Here is a 19,035-nt window from a genome sequence, read left to right as displayed (position 1 = left end):
GCAGCCCCATATAACGCAGAGGCAGTCGGTTCGCTGTGCTAACACTTAGATTCAACGGAATCAACGCTGTTTCCGTTTCAACATCAATATCTGGTTGAAAAAACCTGTTAAACAGTACAAGTCCCTTCGCTCCCGCCCTTACAAACAACTTTGCCACCGATAACGGAGCCGTGTAAAACAAGCTCATCTTGATAGACACCGGAATTACTACATTTCTGACAACCTCAGCCACAACAGCAATCTGGTCCCTTTCAACTGCGGCTCCCTCGCCTTCCTGCAGTTCCGGATTTGCGAAGAAGTTCAGCTCGAGGCCATCAACTCCGGTATTCTCTAATTTTTTTGCCCACTCAACCCAAGTATCAGAGTTGACGGCGTTCAGGCTGGCAATAATTGGAATAGATAGCGATTCTTTCGCCTTGCGCACCCACATGAGATGCTCTTCAGGGCCTGAATGCTCCATCGCAGGGTAGATACTGGTCATTTCCGCGTTTATTCCGTTGTACTGCTCCTGCTCCTCTTCAAATCTTGCCTTCTCAAGCTGAATCTGTTCTTCAAAAAGACTCTTTATTACAAGGGCCCCAACCCCGGCTTCTTCAAGTTGTTTTATTGAGCTCATGTGAGAGCTTAGTTCCGAAGCTCCGGCAATCACTGGATTCTTCAGTTCTATATCCATGTATTTAGCTTGCAAGCTAGCCATATGAAAACACATTCTATACTTATCGAACTTCGGCGTCTATAGTATAGGCGGATCACTATTGAGAATCATAAAGCCATTGTCTATTAGCCAATGTCAAGTAAACGAAAATTCGCTCAGAGCGAGCTTGACTATGAGATATCAAGCACCCGAAGCGAATAACAAATCTAAATCTAGATTCGATCGTATCCCGAACCGACTAAGCGCAAAATCGTACTTGATAGGATCTTCCAGATTTATTGAAGATAATCTCGCGCTAACCTCGCAAACCGTCTTTATGTCAACGATTTTCCTTCTAGACCACCCTGCTCTTACGGCGATTCGATAAGTCCAAGTGTCCAGTGGAAGCAGTAAATCAGCTCTGTTAACTGCCAACCAACCTCCGGGGTCCACATCGTCTAACCGCACCATCCATCGGAGATAGAGGAGAAGCCTTTTGCATGCGCTTCCTTTCTCTGGCAGTGGTAGTAAATAACCTATCTGTTCCCTTCTCCCTATGCTTACTGCACCAACCAATGTTAAGAGTCCTCTGAGCACATCCTCTCTTGTTTGATGCATCTGATACACCTCAAATCGAGTGTCACGGTGAGGTTTTCTTCGATTCACTTCCTTGGCGTCAGCCTGAGCGGGGGCTAACAGGCCAGTATTTTTTGCAACACTTCTCACTCTAATTTCTCCGGCTGGCACGGAGTTGGATTGGTAGCCTTCAAGAAAAGCCGCTTCGAGACTTTCATAACGCCTCAGCGCTGCTCCTATGCCGGCGAGCAGGGCGGCAAAGTGCCGGGCTTTGGCAAAACGGTGCGCTATACCTTCCAAGTCCAGTTCAATCTGCCGCTGACTTCGATGGCAAACATAATCTTTTGGCGAAATTCCAATAATCGACAGAATCCGCTTCAATGGGTTTAGAAGAGCTTTGACTCTGCCATAAGCCATTGACGCGGCTAGCAGTCCTGCCACTTCGCGATCAGCAATATCCGAATACACGGGAAGTGTTTCCAGAGGATCGGGCGCTATGAATTCCCGCCTATTCCATTGATGGTACAAATCATCAAGCCGTCCCCTGTCTAAGCATATATCGGGTTTTTGCCGCATTACACCATACATCACCGCAATACTAACCTGGATTTAGCCATTGACGCTAAGGATATCGACTTGGGATATTGACATTATAACCTTACTGAAACAACGATAGCCGGGAATATGTGCAAAGAAAATACTATTTCGAGCCGTCGGATAGGAAAATTCGCCGCGGTGGCAGAACGGCTGCTCAGTTCCTCCAATTTGCTTGCCGGTGAAGAGGTTCATTTTCTGATAAATCCTATTTCGGGACGTTTAAAACGGTGCAGAACACATAGGCGGATGATGCGAAAGCTTAAAAGGCTCGCTGATGCGAATGCGAACCAACACGAAATCTATAAATCTGGAAGAATCGTGCAATCCGGAAACTCGATGAACAATCAGAATGAAATAGATTCCAAAGCTGGGGTGGGGTCGCGAACCGACAAGAACTCGTTGAAACTCTGTTTTCACGAAACAAACAGCTTGGATGAAGCGTGTAACCTGGCATTGAAAATCGTACGCAAACTTACTAAATTGCAGGATGGGCATCTTCGCCTGCTGATACTGGCGGGAGGAGATGGATTTCATAGAGGGATATGCTCTGTTCTGGTACAGAAGACTCCGCTTCTACTTCAAAACTGCATTTTGTTTCGACTGCCCATGGGTACCGGAAACGACAGCGCCGATGCGCGAAGTGTGGAAGAAGCCCTGTTCATACTGAACACCATGCGAACGACTAAAAAGGATGCAATAATTGAAGTTCAAACAAGCTTGGGTTCTATTCACCATGCTTGTAACACTGTGTGTTTTGGAATCGATGCTTTTGTTTCCCTGCTGACTAATAAAATGAAAAAACTGATTGGATCAGCTTCCATATATCGCTTTTTCGCAAATATAGCGGTGTTATTCTATGAACTATTCTATCCTCTTAGGGAGTGGAACATCATGGTTTCCAAACCTGATGGTGGGATTGAAGAACGACGAGGTGGTTATTTACTAAATGTTTTTGGAAGAAAGGGAAATACCACCTACGGTGGTGGAATGAAGGTGCTGCCAGGTAAGACAAACTATCTTCTGGTTCAACCTCAGTCACTGCTGAAGAAAATTAGACTCAAACCTCTATTCTATCGGGGAGCGCATCAACATCTGCCAACCATGGAGTTTTTCCTCAGTGATAGGGTGGAGATTAATTATGATGGTTCGATTCTAATGGCCCTAGATGGAGAGGTGGTGGCCCTGAGCCCCGACGATTTCCCCTTAGTAATTAAAAGAATCCCGGATGTGCTTACAATACTGCATTAGAAAGCTACGCTGAAATTCGGATACCGGGACACTGTGATTTAAGGCTGTCGCTGCGTTTCTTATCACCGCAGTATTTCCTGGAGGCGCGTGAAGCGACGCTGCTGGCGATTTCTCCTTATGATTCGTGGTATCTCCTCGCGCTGTCCAACCAGAACGCAAAGCTCTTGTGCGCGGCTTACTGCCGTGTAAATCCAATTTCTTTGCATTATCATAGGCCCGAAACTGCGATGGATGGGGATTACAACAATCGGCGCCTCGCTGCCTTGGAACTTGTGGCAGGTGACTGCATAAGCTAGTTCCAGATCGTTCTCGTAGAGTGGCAACTCAATCAATCGATCGGGGTTCTCGAACTGAACCGAGATGTTTTGGTTTGACTTGTCGATACCGCGGACATATCCGATATCTCCGTTGATTATGTCGAGATCGTATCGATTTTTGGTCTGAATGACTTTATCGTCTATCCGGTAGCGAACGCCATCTATCTTCGGCTCAGCGTTGACTTCCCGCTGTAATAACTCATTCAAGGCTTTGCAGGAGAGGGAGGTTCTTTCCCGCAGCGGTGTAATAACTTGAATTCCACGCAGTGGGTCCACTTGGTAGGACTTCGGGAATCGATGCAAGATGAGTTCGAGAATCGTCTTTCGTATTGTCTCCTCATCTTCGCACTTGAGAAAGAAGAAATCCTGTGCCGCAGAGTCCCCAATTTTGATATCCTCACCGTTTTTTATCCTATGACAGTTGCGGATAATGAGACCTTCGTCCTGCCGCTTGATAATCGTGAGCTCTCTTGATGGAACTGCGTCAGAAGTAATCAGGTCCTTGAGGATGTTCCCGGGGCCGACGGATGGGAGCTGATATCTGTCTCCCACGAGAATGAGACGCGTGCCCGGTGCGACCGCTTCGAGAAATCGCGCCATGAGCGGTGTATCCACCATGCTAACCTCGTCAAGCACGATGAGATTTGCCTCTATAGGGCTTTCGGCATCGCGGGTAAAAACGAAGCTACCATCAATCATCTTCGGCTCGAGAAGTCTGTGGATGGTGAGGGCTGATTGTCCGGTTTGCTCATAAACTCGCCTGGTCGCCTTACCCGTGGGGGCTGCGAGCGCAATTCGCGCCTCAGGAAATGAACTGATAATCCGTTTGATAGTGTAGGTTTTGCCAGTACCGGGTGCGCCGGTAAGGATGAAAACTCCGCTTGTTTTCGCCTCGGCAAGTGCTCCTAGCTGGTCTTCGGTCAAGCCCTCGAAGTCGGGTTGTCCGGGTGCAGGTGTTTGATCAATTAGGACTTTCAACTTCTCGGCGATAAACGTCTCGTCATCGTAGAGGCATTTGAGGTAAACGAAACCGTCTTCTATTATGACAAGCTTTTCCTGTTCCAGCGACTCCAGTGCCGTATCAATTCGATCGGACGGAATTTCCAGAATTCTTTCAGTCTCCGACAGTATTCTCATCCTCGGAAGGCAAGTGTGTCCCTGACTGAATGCCTGTTCTTTCAGTGTGTGGAGAATACCCGCCCGCAGACGGGCTGTGCCAGAAAAATCATAACCTAGTTTTCGGGCTATCCTGTCGGCCGTGAGGAAGCCGATACCGTCTATTGTGTCAATAAGGGCATAAGGATTTTCGCAGATACGCGCCGGAGCGTCTTGGTTCCATTTTTCCAGGATTTGTTTAATCGCCCGACGGTTTATCTTCACATCACTCAGAAGCTCCTTGAGGGTGAGCTGAAGTTTTTCGCTCGTCTCGTTGTCCCGTAACATCTTCGCTATCTTCCTGGCACGACGAAGCGTAATGCCCAAAATCTCGGAAGCGACGCGCGCTGGACTCCTCTTACAGATGGTGAGAGTCTCTTTTCCGTAGGCGTCGATAAGACGCTTCGAAATACTGGGACCAATCCACTCGCAGTTTTCGATCAGGTAGAAACGGAGCGCGTCGAAATCGGTGGGATAGGAAGCATGGTAATCGGTAAAGGCAAACTGTTTGCCCCATAACGGATGTCGTTCCCAGCTCCCGCAGAAAATGTATTCCAGCCCCACCTGCGGCGATAGCATATCCCCTTTTACAGTGATTCCGTTTTCAAGAACCCCAATCAAGTAATTCGCCCGGTGATATTTGATGGCCGACAAAACCCCTTGAAGCTGTCCGTCGCTCATAATCTTCATTCTAAAAATAATTATACTCTTATGAGGGTCTATAGCAGCATAATGAACGCTGCTGCAGTTCATGTCTCTCCCACCAGCAATCAACGAGCCAAAATCTAGGGATAAACGATTGAGACAGCACTCACTCGAAGTGCGCTGTAATCAAGATGGAGTTGCCCTGCTCATCATCCGGTCGCGCTTATTACTAAGCCTTTACGCGTTTTAACCTAACGTCTGTAAGTGAAAGGCGTTTGGGTTTAGATGACATTTCATTATTCGTAACTCTATTAGATTCAACATCTCGGGCGAATTTAAGAATTTGCAGTTCTTTGATTTCTGATTCAGACAAATTTTTCTCTGTTTCCAAAAAATAGATCCGTCTGTTCATATCGGACATCTTCAAATCTTGTTGATTCCTCTTCATCCGCCACTCCTCAACTTCTCGATTACAAATCTCGGTCACTTAGTATTCTACATCAATAATCTCGGTACGACGAAAGATAAATGAAAGAAATATCATGGAAATTCGTTCTATACAGGGAGAAGTCAATCTTATATGAGGTGATTTGTGCCTACTGTGTTCTTTCTGTAGGTGGTTTTGGTGAGTATCGCTGAAATAGCGTACAAAACACTTAGTTTTTACGAAAGCACGTGGAGCAAATATGGAGCGGGCAGCAAAGCACGAGAGATGCAGTTCGAGGGAATTGAGTACGATCGGACAAATACCTTCACAACGCTCGGAGTCTTCGACAACCAAGCTTTGCTACCTCTGCCTTAAATGACTCCCTTCGCTTTTCGAACTAGCAACACTCATGCTCCTGCCGCAAAACAAATCAAAAATGATTTCTACCGAAATCAGTAGTCTCGGTGCATTCGGTTGCTTCTCTCACGGGCAACACTTACCTTCAGTTCGCGACCGCCGTTTTCTTTGCCATTTAAAGCCTCAATAGCAGCATCCGCTGCCGCATCATCTTCCATTTCGACAAAACCGAATCCTTTGGAACGATTATCATAGCGGTCTATTATCACTCTCGCGCTTGTTACTGTTCCATGAGGACTAAACAACTTCTCGAGCTCATCGTCACCGATAGAATAAGCTAGATTTCCGACATAAATTTTCTTAGGCATTATGATACTCCCTATTGCCTGAATTCATAAGGGGATATTGTCCATGCAGTTGTTTCGGGAGTAAGTAGAAAAAGGAAAAAGGGGTTGATATCTGTTTGTTGAACTTCAAAATTTTCTAATTCTCATCTATTTTCACGAGGCAACAGCCGGTTTCGAACAATTCCGGCCTTACTATTAGCTTCTATACTAAGGCTTATGCAAATACTTGTCTAGTTACAGAAGCAGAAATTAGCGGTTTTTTCGATTCTGCTGGAGCCTGGTATTCTGGCGTCCCAGTATCGAACGGCCATAGACTTGTAGAACACTCTTTCGGCGATGAATCATCCGAAACTATACTGCCACGGAAAATTGAATCCGGACGCGAGAACTTTGCTGCCCCCATAAAAACATCTAAGAAGCCATTGCGACGCGATGCAGTCGGAAAACCAAGTTGGAGAGCTTCGATTTGGGTGGTATCATCTTCTTAACTATTCCTTTTGCATAGACATTTCCAGGAATTGACCTGCTAATTATTTGTTGACAAAACACTTAGCTTAATAGAAAGAAAGATGAGAGTTATGCATTTTGCATTTTTTGAGCCATCCGCCGATTGGTGCTTTCAGGGATTAATATCTTATGCTCAAACAAATTAAAACATTTGGCACAACATTTGCTCTATTCTTAACAAGTGACGATCAGCACCAACAGTGTGCTTTTAGTCGGTTGTCTTTCGTTGTTGTTCCTTTGGACCGAGGCATTGTTCCTCGGTCCAATCCTATGTATTCCCACTTCAACTTGGAGTTGAAACCGACGATTCCAGAAGTTAAACACTTTGCGATTGTCTAACCGTGGGGGCCAATTTGAGGACGGAACCCGCTTCAAGCGCGATACATTCTCAACCTGCAAATAGTTAGGAATCGCATTGCTCTTTTTAGAGATTAAGCCGGGCTTAAAACCCCGGCTTTTTTTCGCTTAATACTTATGTGAAGTTATCCAGCGTCGAACGATCGAAGTAGGCTGGCGGTGCGGAATTGCAAGCGATCATCAGATAAGCGTTCTAAAAGAATTCTTTGCCGACGGCGATTTTCACTTAAGTTTGCCCGAACAGCCTGAGCAGTGGTCCACTTGGACGCCTATTCCCATCTGAAAAACAGCGAGGACATTAGAAGAAATAGGGCACTCATCCCAACTAGTGCGATTAGGTTTGTACTAATATCGGCGAGTCTGGCTCCGTCCAGCATTATCGCTCTGCCAGCTTCAATGTAGTGGGTTAGCGGAAATATGCGGGAGGCTTTTTGCAAGGCAACCGGCGCACCTTCGAGAGAAAAGAAAACACCTGAAAACGCCATCATCGGCCAAATCACAATGTTCATCAATCCTCCAGCCAATTCCTCACTTTTTATTCGCGAAGCGAATACCAAACCTAAGGAAATCATACAGACGATAGCGAGGATAGTGATAAGAAGTAGGTTTAGATAAGAGCCTTCCATCACAAATTTGAGGAACAAATTGGTTCCTGCATACACGATGGCGGAGACAAATAGGACTAGAGACAGCCGAGATGCCAGCTGTGCCGCAACGAATTCAAAGGCATGCACCGGCGTGGCTTTCAGCCTTTTCAGCACCCCGTTTCTTCTATATCGGACAATTATCCAACCCGCGCCAAAGATACACGAGAACATCATGTTCGCGCCTATTGCACCCGGCACAAACCAGTCAACATAGCGTATGGGTTTCCCACTAAGAAACCGATGTTCGAAATCGGTGCTCTCTTCACTTGCTAAAAAAATTCTTTCGGCAACTGAACCATTTGTGGAACTCTCATTGATGAAATACTCATTTGTCTCAAAATTTATCACCATATCTATCTGGTGATGACTAACCTTGTTCAGCGCAAGGCTCAATTTTTCGTAATTGACAGTCTTAACATAGGGCTCTTCAAGAAAACTGAGCCTGGAGCCCTGGTCGCCATAGATTCCCACCCTGAACAGCTCATTCTCACCACCGGAAAATGCGAATGAAAAACCAAAAACCAGAAATATAGGGAAAAGAAGATTCCAAAGCAGATTACCCCTGTCCCGTACAAATTCCATGTTCCGCGCGTGCACAAGAGCCAGAAATCTTTGCATGTTTATCTCCTATCAGACTGCTAACTTACGATCTAAGCGACGAACCTGTTAGCTTCAGAAAAAGATCTTCTAAATTCGGCGAATGAATAGACAAGCCATCCAGATGCATTCCGTTGTGAATCAGATGATGCAGAGTGTCGTCCACATCCCTTGAATGAATTTCGATATAATCTTTTCCCCGGCTCACATTTTCACCAAGACTCTCAGGCAGTTCAAGATTTTCGCTCCAGGGGAGTCTTACAAAAATACCGTCAAAATTCTCACTTAAGAGTTTTTTTGGAGCATCTCGGGCAATGATCCGTCCCTGATCCATTATTGCCACCTCCTCACAGAGTATTTCCGCTTCCTCCATGTAGTGGGTAGTTAGAAGAATGGTTTTGCCCTCGCCCTTTATTTTCTCCACCAATGCCCAGAAATTTCGTCTAGCCTGTGGATCGAGTCCCGTGGTTGGTTCGTCCAGGAAAACCACGACAGGGTCGTTCACCAGGGCTAATCCCAGTAGCAGGCGCTGCCGCTGCCCGCCCGATAACTTGCGATTGTCCCGCTTAAGAATGTCCTGTAAATTGCAAATTTCCACTATTTCTGCCATATCGCGTTTTATCTCATAGAGAGCAGAGAACAGTTTCAGAGTTTCCTCAACTGTAATGAAATCTTGCAGCGCCGTACTTTGAAACTGAATTCCCACCCGTTCGTAAAAGTGTGAGCCAATCGGCTTCCCTTGAAAGAATGTTCTACCAGAGCTTGGTTTCAGTATCCCTTCCATCATTTCAACGGTGGTGGTTTTCCCGGCTCCATTGGGTCCGAGAAGGCCAAAACAAAGGCCTTCCTCGATTTCAAATGAGATATTGTCGACCGCAAGAACGTTTTTATACCTTTTTGTCAAATCTTCAACCAGGAGAATGCTAGCCATTCGGGCAAACTATAAGCTGAAATAGAATTAGTCAAGCTGGAGCGTATCAGCCTGCATTGCTGACCCCTGTCCCAGATGCCTCATCTTCTAACCGAACAACACCAAACCTAGCCATTTGAAAGAATGGACGAGTTTTTTCAGGGGACAAACTCCTGGATATCTCATGGGTATGATGCGCCCCATAGCTATCAGATACTCTCATCGAAGCTTTTTCGATCAATCAAGAGTATGGTTATCACCGGGCAGACTTGTTGGCACCACGGTAATTATTTGGGCAGAAGCTGAATCGAAACATGCAAGGGGAATCTGACTGATTATAAAATGATGGATTATTGAACTGTAAAACACAATCGTTTCGTGCTACATTCAGGTGAATACCGCCCGTTGGTGATTTGGGGGCTTGAGTTGACGCCGATTCATGAACTAAGAAGTATAAAGTGAACTCGGATAATGCGTTGGTAATCGCGATTTCTTCTCGTGCCTTGTTCGATCTCGAACGTGAAAATCGTATTTTCGAAAATGAGGGACTTGAAGTCTATGCGGATTTTCAAAAAGATAACGAGTCGAGCATCCTGGAACCAGGGCCCGCTTTCCCCTTAGTGGAAGCTTTTTTGAAACTGAATGACAAACTCGACGAACATCTGATTGAAATTGTGATTATGAGCCAGAATAATCCGCAAACTGGTATGCGTGTCATGAACTCCATCGATTATTACAACCTTGGAATTACCCGCGCGGCTTTTTCAGGTGGTCAGCCGTTGGGAGCTTTCCTGACCGCGTATAACGTCGATCTTCTTCTGTCCAAGAATTCTCAGGATGTGCAAGATGCCGTGGATAATTCGATTGCGGCTGCCCAGCTCTATTCCCCTCCTGAGAATTTCAATCCTGAGGCTGACGAGATTAGAATAGCCTTCGATGGCGATGCTGTCCTATTCAGCGACGAGGCAGAGATTATTTACAAACAGCAGGGTTTGGATGCATTTATCGAACATGAGAAAATTTTTGCCAAACAGCCCTTGCCGGAGGGGCCTTTCGGACGTGTTTTGAAAACGCTTTCGAGAATAAAAAGCCGTGCAGACGGTGGCATCATTCGTATTGCACTAATCACGGCCCGCGATAGACTCACACATGAACGGGTGGTTTTGACGCTGCGGAGCTGGGGGGTGACTGTAGACGAAGCCTACTTCTTGGGAGGGCTACCGAAGAAAGAAATTCTGAAGGCTTTCAATGCACATATTTTTTTCGACGATCAAGACAAACACACGGGTCCCGCATCCGAGATTGTACCTTCCGCACGAGTTCCATATAAACGTGATTCCGAGCTCCATGAAAATAATACGAAATAGACTTACGACATATTCTCTTGTTACAATCGTCTTATGGAAATGATTGCTGATCGGCTAAACGAGCTTAGAGCTGCTATGCCAAATCATGTGCTTCTTTCCACCAGCATTTTGCTTATACTTGGTTATTTTCTGGGCAAATTGTCTGCGGCCTTTCGGCTGCCTGAAATAACTGGATATATAATTGCCGGTTTCATTCTAGGCGATTCTGCCCTGGGAATTATTCATCCCGAAGCAAGTAAATCGTTACAGATTGTTACGGATGTCGCACTGGGATTAATCGCGTTGACTATTGGCGGTGAATTTCTAGTAACAAAATTGAGACGTATGGGTAGTGAGGTGGTAATTCTGACGGCTTCCCAAATTTTCCTAACGCTGGTGGTGGTAACTTTCTCCCTATGGCTTCTACAACTACCCTTGCCCTATGCACTCATGCTTGGAGCGATCGCTACAGCCACGGCACCGGCGGCAACCGTCGCAGTTGTGCAGTCACTGCGTGCGCATGGCCCCTTCGTAGACAGGCTCTACGGAATCGTAGCCTTAGATGACGCTGGAGCTGTAATTATTTTCGGAGTAATTTTTTCCATTGTATCGGGAATGCTGGCTGGAGGTATCGGCGGGGCGGGCGTGGGCGCTTCTGCGCTGGGCGGTCACAACGTCGGAGCTGGTGGCGCGGCCGTGATTTTTGGTGCATTCAAGGAGGTTTTCCTTTCAATTATAATCGGCGCTACGGCCGGTTGGGTTATCCACGCCTTGACGCACAGAAAAAACCACAGCGGTGAACTGACAATTATCGTCTTGGGATGGGTTTTTCTACTTACGGCCATTTCGTTGGTTTTTCATCTTTCCCCGATACTGTCCAATATAGCCGCTGGAATGACCATAATCAATTTGTCACCAAGAAATCACAGGATATTCCGCAATCTCGAGCCATTGACACCGCCGATCTATGCACTCTTTTTCGCCATCGCGGGCACGAAATTGAATCCGAGCATCTTTGCCCAGAAAGATATCCTAATCTATGGCATGGTTTTTATCGCAGCCAGGGCATTCGGCAAGATTTCAGGGGTTTGGAGCGGCGCCGTCCTGGCAAAATCACAGGCAAACGTGAGAAGATATCTTGGAATCTGTATGCTGCCTCAGGCCGGTGTCGCCATAGGGCTGGTGCTGATGATTCAAACCTCTCCTATAGTTGCGCTGCTCGATTCGGAACAAAGGAGTATCATTACTATAATGGTTAACATCATTCTTCTATCGGTGTTTTTTAACGAATTAAGCGGCCCGCCGCTATCCAAGATGGCTATTGTAAAGGCGTTGGATATGGAAGAAAATTCCGGGGAGGGATTGAAATCGTGAACTTAACCGATATTTTTGATCCCGAATCCTGTTCCGTGAAGCTCAATACCCGTGATAAGAATGGAACGCTGGAGGCCTTGGCTGCCCTGGCAGTCCGCAGCGAGAAAACTGGCGCAGCCAAAGAAGAAAACATCGCTAGGGCCTTGATTGAGCGGGAGGCACAAGGCTCTACAGGATTCGGCAATGAAATCGCAATTCCACATGCACGAATCAAAGATTTGGACAGTTTCATCATTTTCATAGCCCATGCTCCCAAAGGGGTGGAATTTAGCAGTTTAGACAGGAAGAAGGTTCGTCTTTTTTTCGTTATCCTCGGCCCGGAAAATCGGCCCTCGGAACATGTCCAGATTCTTGCAGCCATTTCCCGTTCTCTCAGCAATACTTCACTCAAAAAAGAACTACTGGCCGCGAGAACAGCAGAGACAATGCAGGAATCATTTCTCCGGCACTCCGGTGAAAAACAGGAAACACCAACAAGCAAGCAGAAGATGAGGCTTCTTATTCTGATTCTCTACATGGATGAATTAATCTACCATATCCTGGAATACTTTCTCGAAGCCGGTATCAAGGGTGCGACTATCCTCGAGTCTTCGGGTATGGGACAGTATGTTTCAAACATCCCACTATTTGCAACTTTCATTGGTTTCATGAATAAGCAAAAAAATCACAGTAATACGCTTCTTGCGACAATTCCGGCCAATCGAGAGGATGAAATAATTCGAGGAATAGAGGCGATCACTGGAAACCTGGATAAGAAGCAGGGAGCCATGATTATGACCTTCGATATCGATCGCTATAAGGGTACCATGAAAGTAATCTGAAACCCTGATGTTCAAACTTAGTTCAGAGTGGAATCGTTTTTGAAGCTCATATCAGAAAAATCATCGGTGGCAAAGTCCCTGGTGCCCGGGGTTCTTTCCGGTCTCATCCTCGAATTGGGAGAACTCTGAGATCCAGGCATTTTGGTAGCCGGTCTCCGGTACTGCGAAGCACCACTCATCACGGTGCTTCTCCTATAACGGCGTATAAATCGCTTGAATTGGTTATCCTCGTTCCAACAGCGAACAAGGACGCCTGTTAGAAAAAGATCGGCAAGGATTCCAAATCCAAGTAAGCCGCAGGTGAAAAGCCATAGCAAACCACTTGCATAGCGCTTAAGATAGAATCTATGTAGGCCCAGGAATCCCCAATGTATCAAAAAAGCATACGCGCTTACATAACTCTTGCGTCCCTCCCGCGCAACCGTCAGAGCCACCAGGACCGGGAGTATAACCCCCGTAAGCAAGCTCGCAACAAAAATAGAGAGTAACAACTCAGGCATTCTGGATCGCGCCCAAGCCAAGGTTGCTCTCAGTCCTTTAGATACTAAGGTGATATAGAACTGTATTGCTTCCTCGAAACTGGAAACAACAAAAATTTGCACCACGTCGAATTTCGTGCTAGTCAACCCATAGGTTTTTGGCAACCTGGCCCCTAATCTTGCGTAAATTCGCGCTATTTTTCGCCGCTTGATGTCTTCGTCAACGTTCGAATTAGCGATGGCTAAAATCGGACTCTCAGGATCTTCCTTGACAAGATAGTAGCTTGCCACTGCATATAGAGCCTTTGCATAGTCAACATCCTCACCCAATGTTTGACGGCTAAGGGCCTCGGCCGCCCTGTATATGATTAAACCATCATCGCAATTCTTAGCCAGCGCTCGTTTGTAAAACACCCATGCAGCGTTGTAATCGCCTGCTTCTGCATAGCTGCTCGCACGATTGGCATCCTCTTCCCACTCCTGCCCCGTGGCGGCAAACGCAACGAACACCATCGCAAGGCACACAAGACGATTAACGTATATATTCATTACATTGTATCTAGCTTATCGGTAACAGAATGCATTAATCAGCAATTAATTCTTGGCTTGTATTTTCACTAGTGACGATTTGAGCATCAGGGTATGCTCGTATTCAACTCCAGGAGACGCGATGATCAAAATCCTACCATCTGGTACTTCGGCGATACTCAGTTACGGAATAAAACCTGTTCGGAACGCGAAAGCCAAGGGGCGACTCGGGAGAGGCCCCAGAGAGTATTCATTTGATTTCAAATCTGTTTTCCTAAGAAGTTTCCGGACAAATACACACATTGAGGCGATTCTTGAAGCAAAATCAGAATTGTTCATACGCAATGTAAGCTTGATATTTCGTTTCAAATCTCCGCGTCTTGTTAGAGATTTGGTGGTTTGGGCTGAATCTTATTCAGGCGAGTTTAATCCCCGTAAGTCTAAATCGATACCTGGAACACTATCGGGAAGCATTCGTCGCAAAGGTGCCTGGGCCATCTGGATATCCGAGACCACAGGCGTCGATGGGTTGCTCCTCAAACAACTTTATCCGGCAAATTACCCAATTGTATTCGAATGCAGACCTCTAAATCACACTCTGACAATTTCCTGGGAGATTAACCACCACTTGGGAATACGAGAAATGCTGCATCTCCCCTTCGTGGTAATCAGCCGCGGATCGTTGGAAAGATTGGTTTCAACATGGAGGCATGAATGGAAGGCGCCAACAACAAGAGTCTTTCCTCAAAGCGAGAGAATTGGCTGGTGCGAATCAGGGGAACTGAAAACACAAAAAGATTTATTGGGAATGCTAAACGCTATCCGCAAAAAAAAGATTGGGGTTAACTGGTTCGCTCTCGGGCCACAATACGCATCGCAAATAGGCGATTGGCTCACTCCAAAAAACTTGGGTCATATGAATATGTATGTTCGCAAAATTATGGAACAGAGTATTGCTCCGGGTTTGCGCCTTGCTCCGTTCCTTGCATCAAAGAAATCTTCGCTTGCCGCAGAAAAGCGAGCTTGGTTCGTTCGCGACGATAAGGGGATGCCAATCACCGTGAAGAGATATGAATCTGCCCGTGATAATTGCTACGTCCTGGATCTCAGCAATCCTCAAGTGCTCAACCATATCAGAAAGATGTTTTCGTTAATGCGGGAACACTGGGGATTTCGCGCTTTTTATCTCGAGCGACTTGGCGACGGTCTTGCACCTGGAATTCGGCACAAGAAAAACTATAGTGCCGGGGAACTCCTTAATGGCGCCGCCATTGCAATACGCAAAGCCGTAGGAAATCGAGGGCTTTTAGCTGCCGCCGATCTTCCATTGCTCACCACCTATGGAGTTTGGGATGCACAGGTGATGATGCGTTCGATTGAAGGAAACCATAGACAGATGTTCATAAAAAATCAGCATGCAAAAATGACTATTGCGTCGGCGCTGCTTCATCGCTCAGCCTGGAATGAATCTTCCTGGATAAATACAGCGGGATTACTTCCTGTCGGGCTATTCAATGCGCAGCATGATGCGGCGTCAAGTACATTGATTAATGCCATAACTCTTTCCTGCGGACTTGTGTGCTTTTCGGGAGATCCCAGGGAAATAGATACGGAAACAGAAAACTCCATTAAGAAATTTTTATCCCTGTTTGCCGAATGCCGGAAAGGACGGATCAGTTTGATGCCGAAGACTGACGGCGATATCGACGATTTGCTGGTTGTCCGGAACAATCAAGGCTGGATATCTCTGTTCAATTTCTCAGACAGAGAAGCTCAAATTCACTTGGATCTCAATCGTCTTCGATCTCAACTCGGAGTGTCCGCTCCGCTATCGGCGGGAAACTGCGTGGTTTTCAATTCACCAGAGATTTATGTTTCCCTTCCGCCAAGAGGCCATCGGTTATTTCGAGGATGATTTACGCGGGTTTGGATGAAGCTGCCCTTGGTGCCAAGCTTGGTCCTTTCTGCAGCTGCCTAACTCATTTTGAATATTCCGGCCCTCGAATGACAGAACTCTATGAAATACTTACCGAGGTTATTTGCAAAACAAAGGACGGTTCCGGCCGCCTGCAAATAGCTGATAGCAAAACTGTCTTTTTTCAGTCAGGCGGAATCAAAAATCTTGAAACAGGAGTTTTAGCTCTTCTTGGCGTAGCTGGTATTTCTCCCCCTCTTTCCTTTTTCCACCTTCTTCAATTTCTTTGCCCAAATTCCGATCTCCGAGCACTCACCGAAACACCCTGGTTTGCTGGTTCTTCTGATTTATCAATCCCAATAAGTCAATCTACCTACCATGAATTTGTCCCTGCAATCAGCGTGGCAATGAAAAATTGCTCAATTACAATGAAGTGTCCGAAACTTCGCTTTATAAGCGCCAGGGAATTTAATCGCGAGCTGGAGCGCCATGAAGGCAAGAGCCCTGCCATACAAAGCATAATCGCCCCTCTGCTTATAAGCATCCTGGAGGATAACAAAGCAGATACTCGCGTATCAGTCGACAGGCAAGGGGGTAGGCGCTATTATGGAACCTGGTTGAGAAATATTTTTCCAAATAGAAAAATCGAAACTATCCTGGAAGAATCAAAGTGTTCCCGCTACCGGATTGGAAACGCATCGATTGAATTTTTAGTTCGAGCAGATTCAACTAAACTGGAAACCGCTCTTGCCTCGATGATATCCAAGTATATCAGGGAAGTGGCAATGCTATTGTTTAATGCGTGGTGGAGGAAAAGACTCCCCGGAATTCGACCCTGTGCTGGATATCCACTCGATGCCAAACGCTTCCTGCAGGAGATAAAGGATGCAGGAGTCGTTGATGAGTGGTATCTTACATTGGTGAGACATAGGTAGAGACTTATGCAACCAAGTAAGTCAACCTCGCTTACTTGCCTGGTTGAAGTATCTGCCGATATCGCATCTATGGAGCATGTGAGATATGAAATTCACTAAAAAATCAAACTCAATCGCCACTATACCCATAGGGCTGCCCTATGAAATTCACCCCTCACACAGAAGTTCGAAGGCTGTATTGGCTCTGCATGGCTATACTGGGGCTCCCGGAGAACTCAGATTTATAGCGGAGCATCTGGGCGTCGCCGGTTTCGCCGTAGCGGTTCCCAGACTCCCTGGAGCAGGGACAGATTTGAGCGACCTATCTACCACTTCTCGTCACGATTGGATGAGACGGAGTTACGACGCTTGGTTGGACTTGCGTTCCCGTTACGAACGGGTTTCCATACTTGGATATTCAATGGGCGGCCTCTTAGCCTTGAAATTGGCTATGCACGTGACACCGGAAAAATTGGTGTTGCTTGCGCCAGCACTCAAAATCAAGCAAAAAACCTGGGGATTGATGTCCATACTCTCCCTATTCTCCTCCATCCTTCCCGAGATAAGAACCGGATGGGAACCCAATCCCGAACTCAGCCCACAAGTTCTGGAACTGGGTCGTCGCTACTGGGTTCGTCGAGACTTCCGCAGCGGGGCTCAGTTGTATAAACTTCGGAGCGAAATTCGACGCAATCTCAAAAAGATTCAGACGCCTGTAATGGCTGTGGTCTCCGAAGGTGATAAGTCAGTCCCTATCACTGTGTTGAAACTTCTCAAAAAGAAACTTCCAGCCGGCCTTGATAGCTCGCTGACAGTAAGCAACTGCGGGCACGATCTCCCCCAGGGTGCCGATAAAAGCCTAATCGCTGATGCCGTACTGAATTGGCTCAAATCAGCTTCGCTTCCGGATGAATAATCGATAGAATTCAAGCAACTCACGCAAAATTGCCTATTATCCCTCGTCCTCAAAGCAATTCCGACAATCTTTGGTAACAGCACCATTTTTAGTCACTTCATCTTCGTGATTACCAAGCCGATAATGAAACCGTGAACTCCTCACAAATCATTTTCCGCAATCTAGCAATCACACTGGGTACGCTGATGCTTTTGCTTGCAATCCTATTTTTGCTGGTTTCTTTTTCGCAGGAACAATCCTCGACTCTTGTCTACACAAACTTCACCATCCCTGTAGCTTCCGAATCTTCATCACCCAGCCAGGAATCTCAAAATCGTAGATATGTAATCGATAAGCATGTCGTTCTAATGGGTCAATCATTTTCCATGATAACCAGCATCTATTGGGACAGTTATTTTCTATGGCCAGATCTTTATGTACATAACGACTTGCGTTCCGAAGACCCCGATCTCATCTTTCCCGACGAAATTGTAGACATATACAATCGACTCGGCACAGGAAACACCTACACTCAAACGGAGCGTGCTCTGATTATGGACGCCTACATCAAGGTCTACGACAGGTTCAAAGCACTCGGCTCTCACAAAGATGGCTCTGCCTGGACTTTGCTATGGTGCGGCGCCAAATTCGACAAAGATTTTCTCGATAGATATGCCCATAGAATTGATTCTGAGGATCTCGCAATCGCCAAGCGATATGTAGACGAGGAAAAATACTTAGACTAGTGTTTTTGAGCTTGTCATTCACTTGGAGCCTAGCCGTCTAGCACCTGTGCCCAGATAAAAAAGGCCCAGGAAATCAAGGCTGCCGGCAGAGCCATAAACCACCCCCTCATCCTGTCCCCTTCTCGTTTTGCTATTATTGCATGTTTCTTGTCTAGATCGAATCGTTCCTTAAGCAGCTTATCAAGACTCGCAAAGAAATTTTTCCTCGTCAAACGTCTCCGTCCCTCAAAAAGCGAATCGAAGTAATAAAATGTGCGACCCAGAAGTCCACCCAGGGCCCCCGGCAATTTCAATTCCGGCCGCACCGCAGCCACAGACAGAAAAACCATCCCCGCAAGTGTCAATCCCCTAATCAACCCACTCTCAAGAGCGCCGATTGTAACAACAATTGGTCCTAATTCAAAAATCACCTTCCCCCAGGGGAAAAACAGTTGGAAACAACAAACCGAAACAAGCAAAATCAGGAAGTATCCCCAACGAAGTCTTTTCCCCGAAAGCAGTGCTAAAATCGCGAATGAGATTGTAAGGATAGCTTTTAACAAAACCTGCTTAATCAACAGAAAAGGCGGCAGCATCGCCATACCGGCTGCGAATCTAGCGACAGGGCCCACATATTTTCCTATCTTATCGACCGACTTTCGCCGATTTGGTGGCCCTGTGTGAGTTGGCTCCGGCATAGTCAATTCCGCCTCCTTG

The 19,035-nt window shown here is 46.4% G+C and carries 18 protein-coding genes; 9 read left to right on the top strand and 9 right to left on the bottom strand.

The window, feature by feature from the left end; translation table 11 throughout:
- Both S1OALGB6SA_RS03165 and S1OALGB6SA_RS03160 read right to left on the bottom strand, forming a co-directional pair.
- Nucleotides 1–697, bottom strand: a 697-nt coding sequence (locus S1OALGB6SA_RS03165) for a beta/alpha barrel domain-containing protein (protein WP_124032535.1), incomplete at its 3' end; no start/stop codon positions are given.
- A 138-nt stretch (nt 698–835) separates the two neighbouring features.
- Nucleotides 836–1,798 (bottom strand): TIGR02757 family protein, encoded by a 963-nt coding sequence (locus S1OALGB6SA_RS03160; RefSeq protein WP_230204386.1) that lies wholly within the window; start codon nt 1,796–1,798, stop codon nt 836–838.
- Between the two features lie 96 nt (nt 1,799–1,894).
- Between S1OALGB6SA_RS03160 and S1OALGB6SA_RS03155 the strand changes: the two genes are divergently transcribed.
- The gene (locus S1OALGB6SA_RS03155; RefSeq protein WP_124032533.1) at nt 1,895–3,055 is read left to right on the top strand and encodes a diacylglycerol/lipid kinase family protein; all 1,161 of its coding nucleotides are present in this window, start codon (nt 1,895–1,897) and stop codon (nt 3,053–3,055) included.
- 62 nt (nt 3,056–3,117) lie between these two features.
- Here S1OALGB6SA_RS03155 and recD2 read toward each other — a convergent pair whose 3' ends face one another.
- Complete coding sequence (gene recD2, locus S1OALGB6SA_RS03150; protein ID WP_124032532.1) at nt 3,118–5,280, bottom strand: SF1B family DNA helicase RecD2; 2,163 nt, start codon at nt 5,278–5,280, stop codon at nt 3,118–3,120.
- A 121-nt stretch (nt 5,281–5,401) separates the two neighbouring features.
- The gene (locus S1OALGB6SA_RS03145) at nt 5,402–5,659 is read right to left on the bottom strand and encodes a hypothetical protein (RefSeq protein WP_124032531.1); all 258 of its coding nucleotides are present in this window, start codon (nt 5,657–5,659) and stop codon (nt 5,402–5,404) included.
- Between the two features lie 138 nt (nt 5,660–5,797).
- Here S1OALGB6SA_RS03145 and S1OALGB6SA_RS10085 point away from each other — a divergent pair, with 138 nt between their 5' ends.
- Complete coding sequence (locus tag S1OALGB6SA_RS10085) at nt 5,798–5,974, top strand: hypothetical protein (protein ID WP_195910266.1); 177 nt, start codon at nt 5,798–5,800, stop codon at nt 5,972–5,974.
- A gap of 77 nt (nt 5,975–6,051) precedes the next feature.
- Here S1OALGB6SA_RS10085 and rbp read toward each other — a convergent pair whose 3' ends face one another.
- The 3 genes from rbp to S1OALGB6SA_RS03130 all read right to left on the bottom strand — a co-directional run bounded on the left by rbp (nt 6,052) and on the right by S1OALGB6SA_RS03130 (nt 9,342).
- The gene (gene rbp / locus S1OALGB6SA_RS03140) at nt 6,052–6,324 is read right to left on the bottom strand and encodes an RNA-binding regulator (protein WP_124032530.1); all 273 of its coding nucleotides are present in this window, start codon (nt 6,322–6,324) and stop codon (nt 6,052–6,054) included.
- A 1,112-nt stretch (nt 6,325–7,436) separates the two neighbouring features.
- Complete coding sequence (locus tag S1OALGB6SA_RS03135) at nt 7,437–8,432, bottom strand: ABC transporter permease (protein WP_124032529.1); 996 nt, start codon at nt 8,430–8,432, stop codon at nt 7,437–7,439.
- 25 nt (nt 8,433–8,457) lie between these two features.
- The gene (locus S1OALGB6SA_RS03130) at nt 8,458–9,342 is read right to left on the bottom strand and encodes an ABC transporter ATP-binding protein (RefSeq protein ID WP_124032528.1); all 885 of its coding nucleotides are present in this window, start codon (nt 9,340–9,342) and stop codon (nt 8,458–8,460) included.
- A gap of 437 nt (nt 9,343–9,779) precedes the next feature.
- Between S1OALGB6SA_RS03130 and S1OALGB6SA_RS03125 the strand changes: the two genes are divergently transcribed.
- From S1OALGB6SA_RS03125 to S1OALGB6SA_RS03115, 3 genes are read left to right on the top strand one after another with little or no spacing between them, the layout of a single operon-like run.
- The gene (locus S1OALGB6SA_RS03125; protein WP_037564921.1) at nt 9,780–10,688 is read left to right on the top strand and encodes a 5'-nucleotidase; all 909 of its coding nucleotides are present in this window, start codon (nt 9,780–9,782) and stop codon (nt 10,686–10,688) included.
- Between the two features lie 33 nt (nt 10,689–10,721).
- The gene (locus S1OALGB6SA_RS03120; protein WP_124032527.1) at nt 10,722–12,041 is read left to right on the top strand and encodes a cation:proton antiporter; all 1,320 of its coding nucleotides are present in this window, start codon (nt 10,722–10,724) and stop codon (nt 12,039–12,041) included.
- Nucleotides 12,038–12,862 carry a PTS sugar transporter subunit IIA gene (locus S1OALGB6SA_RS03115; RefSeq protein ID WP_052080345.1) on the top strand — a complete coding sequence of 275 codons (825 nt, stop codon included), beginning with the start codon at nt 12,038–12,040 and terminating at the stop codon, nt 12,860–12,862. The genes S1OALGB6SA_RS03120 and S1OALGB6SA_RS03115 overlap by 4 nt, the downstream gene beginning before the upstream one ends.
- Before the next feature lie 17 nt (nt 12,863–12,879).
- Here S1OALGB6SA_RS03115 and S1OALGB6SA_RS10570 read toward each other — a convergent pair whose 3' ends face one another.
- Nucleotides 12,880–13,890 (bottom strand): TM2 domain-containing protein, encoded by a 1,011-nt coding sequence (locus S1OALGB6SA_RS10570; RefSeq protein ID WP_200881757.1) that lies wholly within the window; start codon nt 13,888–13,890, stop codon nt 12,880–12,882.
- Nucleotides 13,891–14,011: 121 nt separating this feature from the next.
- On the opposite strand from S1OALGB6SA_RS10570, the gene S1OALGB6SA_RS03105 reads away from it, so the two are divergent.
- From S1OALGB6SA_RS03105 to S1OALGB6SA_RS03090, 4 genes are all read left to right on the top strand, one after another.
- Nucleotides 14,012–15,784: an alpha-amylase family protein gene (locus tag S1OALGB6SA_RS03105; RefSeq protein WP_124032526.1), complete on the top strand. Its 1,773-nt coding sequence runs from the start codon at nt 14,012–14,014 to the stop codon at nt 15,782–15,784.
- Nucleotides 15,785–15,873: 89 nt separating this feature from the next.
- Nucleotides 15,874–16,719, top strand: coding sequence for a hypothetical protein (locus S1OALGB6SA_RS03100; protein WP_124032525.1), 846 nt, complete (start codon nt 15,874–15,876; stop codon nt 16,717–16,719).
- 85 nt (nt 16,720–16,804) lie between these two features.
- Complete coding sequence (locus S1OALGB6SA_RS03095; protein WP_052080346.1) at nt 16,805–17,614, top strand: alpha/beta hydrolase; 810 nt, start codon at nt 16,805–16,807, stop codon at nt 17,612–17,614.
- Nucleotides 17,615–17,745: 131 nt separating this feature from the next.
- A complete protein-coding gene (locus tag S1OALGB6SA_RS03090) occupies nt 17,746–18,339 on the top strand; it encodes a hypothetical protein (protein ID WP_124032524.1) in 594 nt (197 codons plus the stop codon).
- Nucleotides 18,340–18,368: 29 nt separating this feature from the next.
- Here the strand turns inward: S1OALGB6SA_RS03090 and S1OALGB6SA_RS03085 are convergent, their stop codons facing one another.
- Nucleotides 18,369–19,016, bottom strand: a complete 648-nt coding sequence (locus S1OALGB6SA_RS03085) for a DUF8519 domain-containing protein (RefSeq protein ID WP_052080347.1) — start codon at nt 19,014–19,016, stop codon at nt 18,369–18,371.
- Nucleotides 19,017–19,035 lie beyond the last annotated feature (19 nt).

The sequence above is a fragment of the Olavius algarvensis spirochete endosymbiont genome, from assembly GCA_900608495.1.
Classification (GTDB): Bacteria; Spirochaetota; Spirochaetia; order DSM-2461; family DSM-2461; genus UBA2779.
This window is presented reverse-complemented; position numbering and strand designations above follow the sequence as displayed.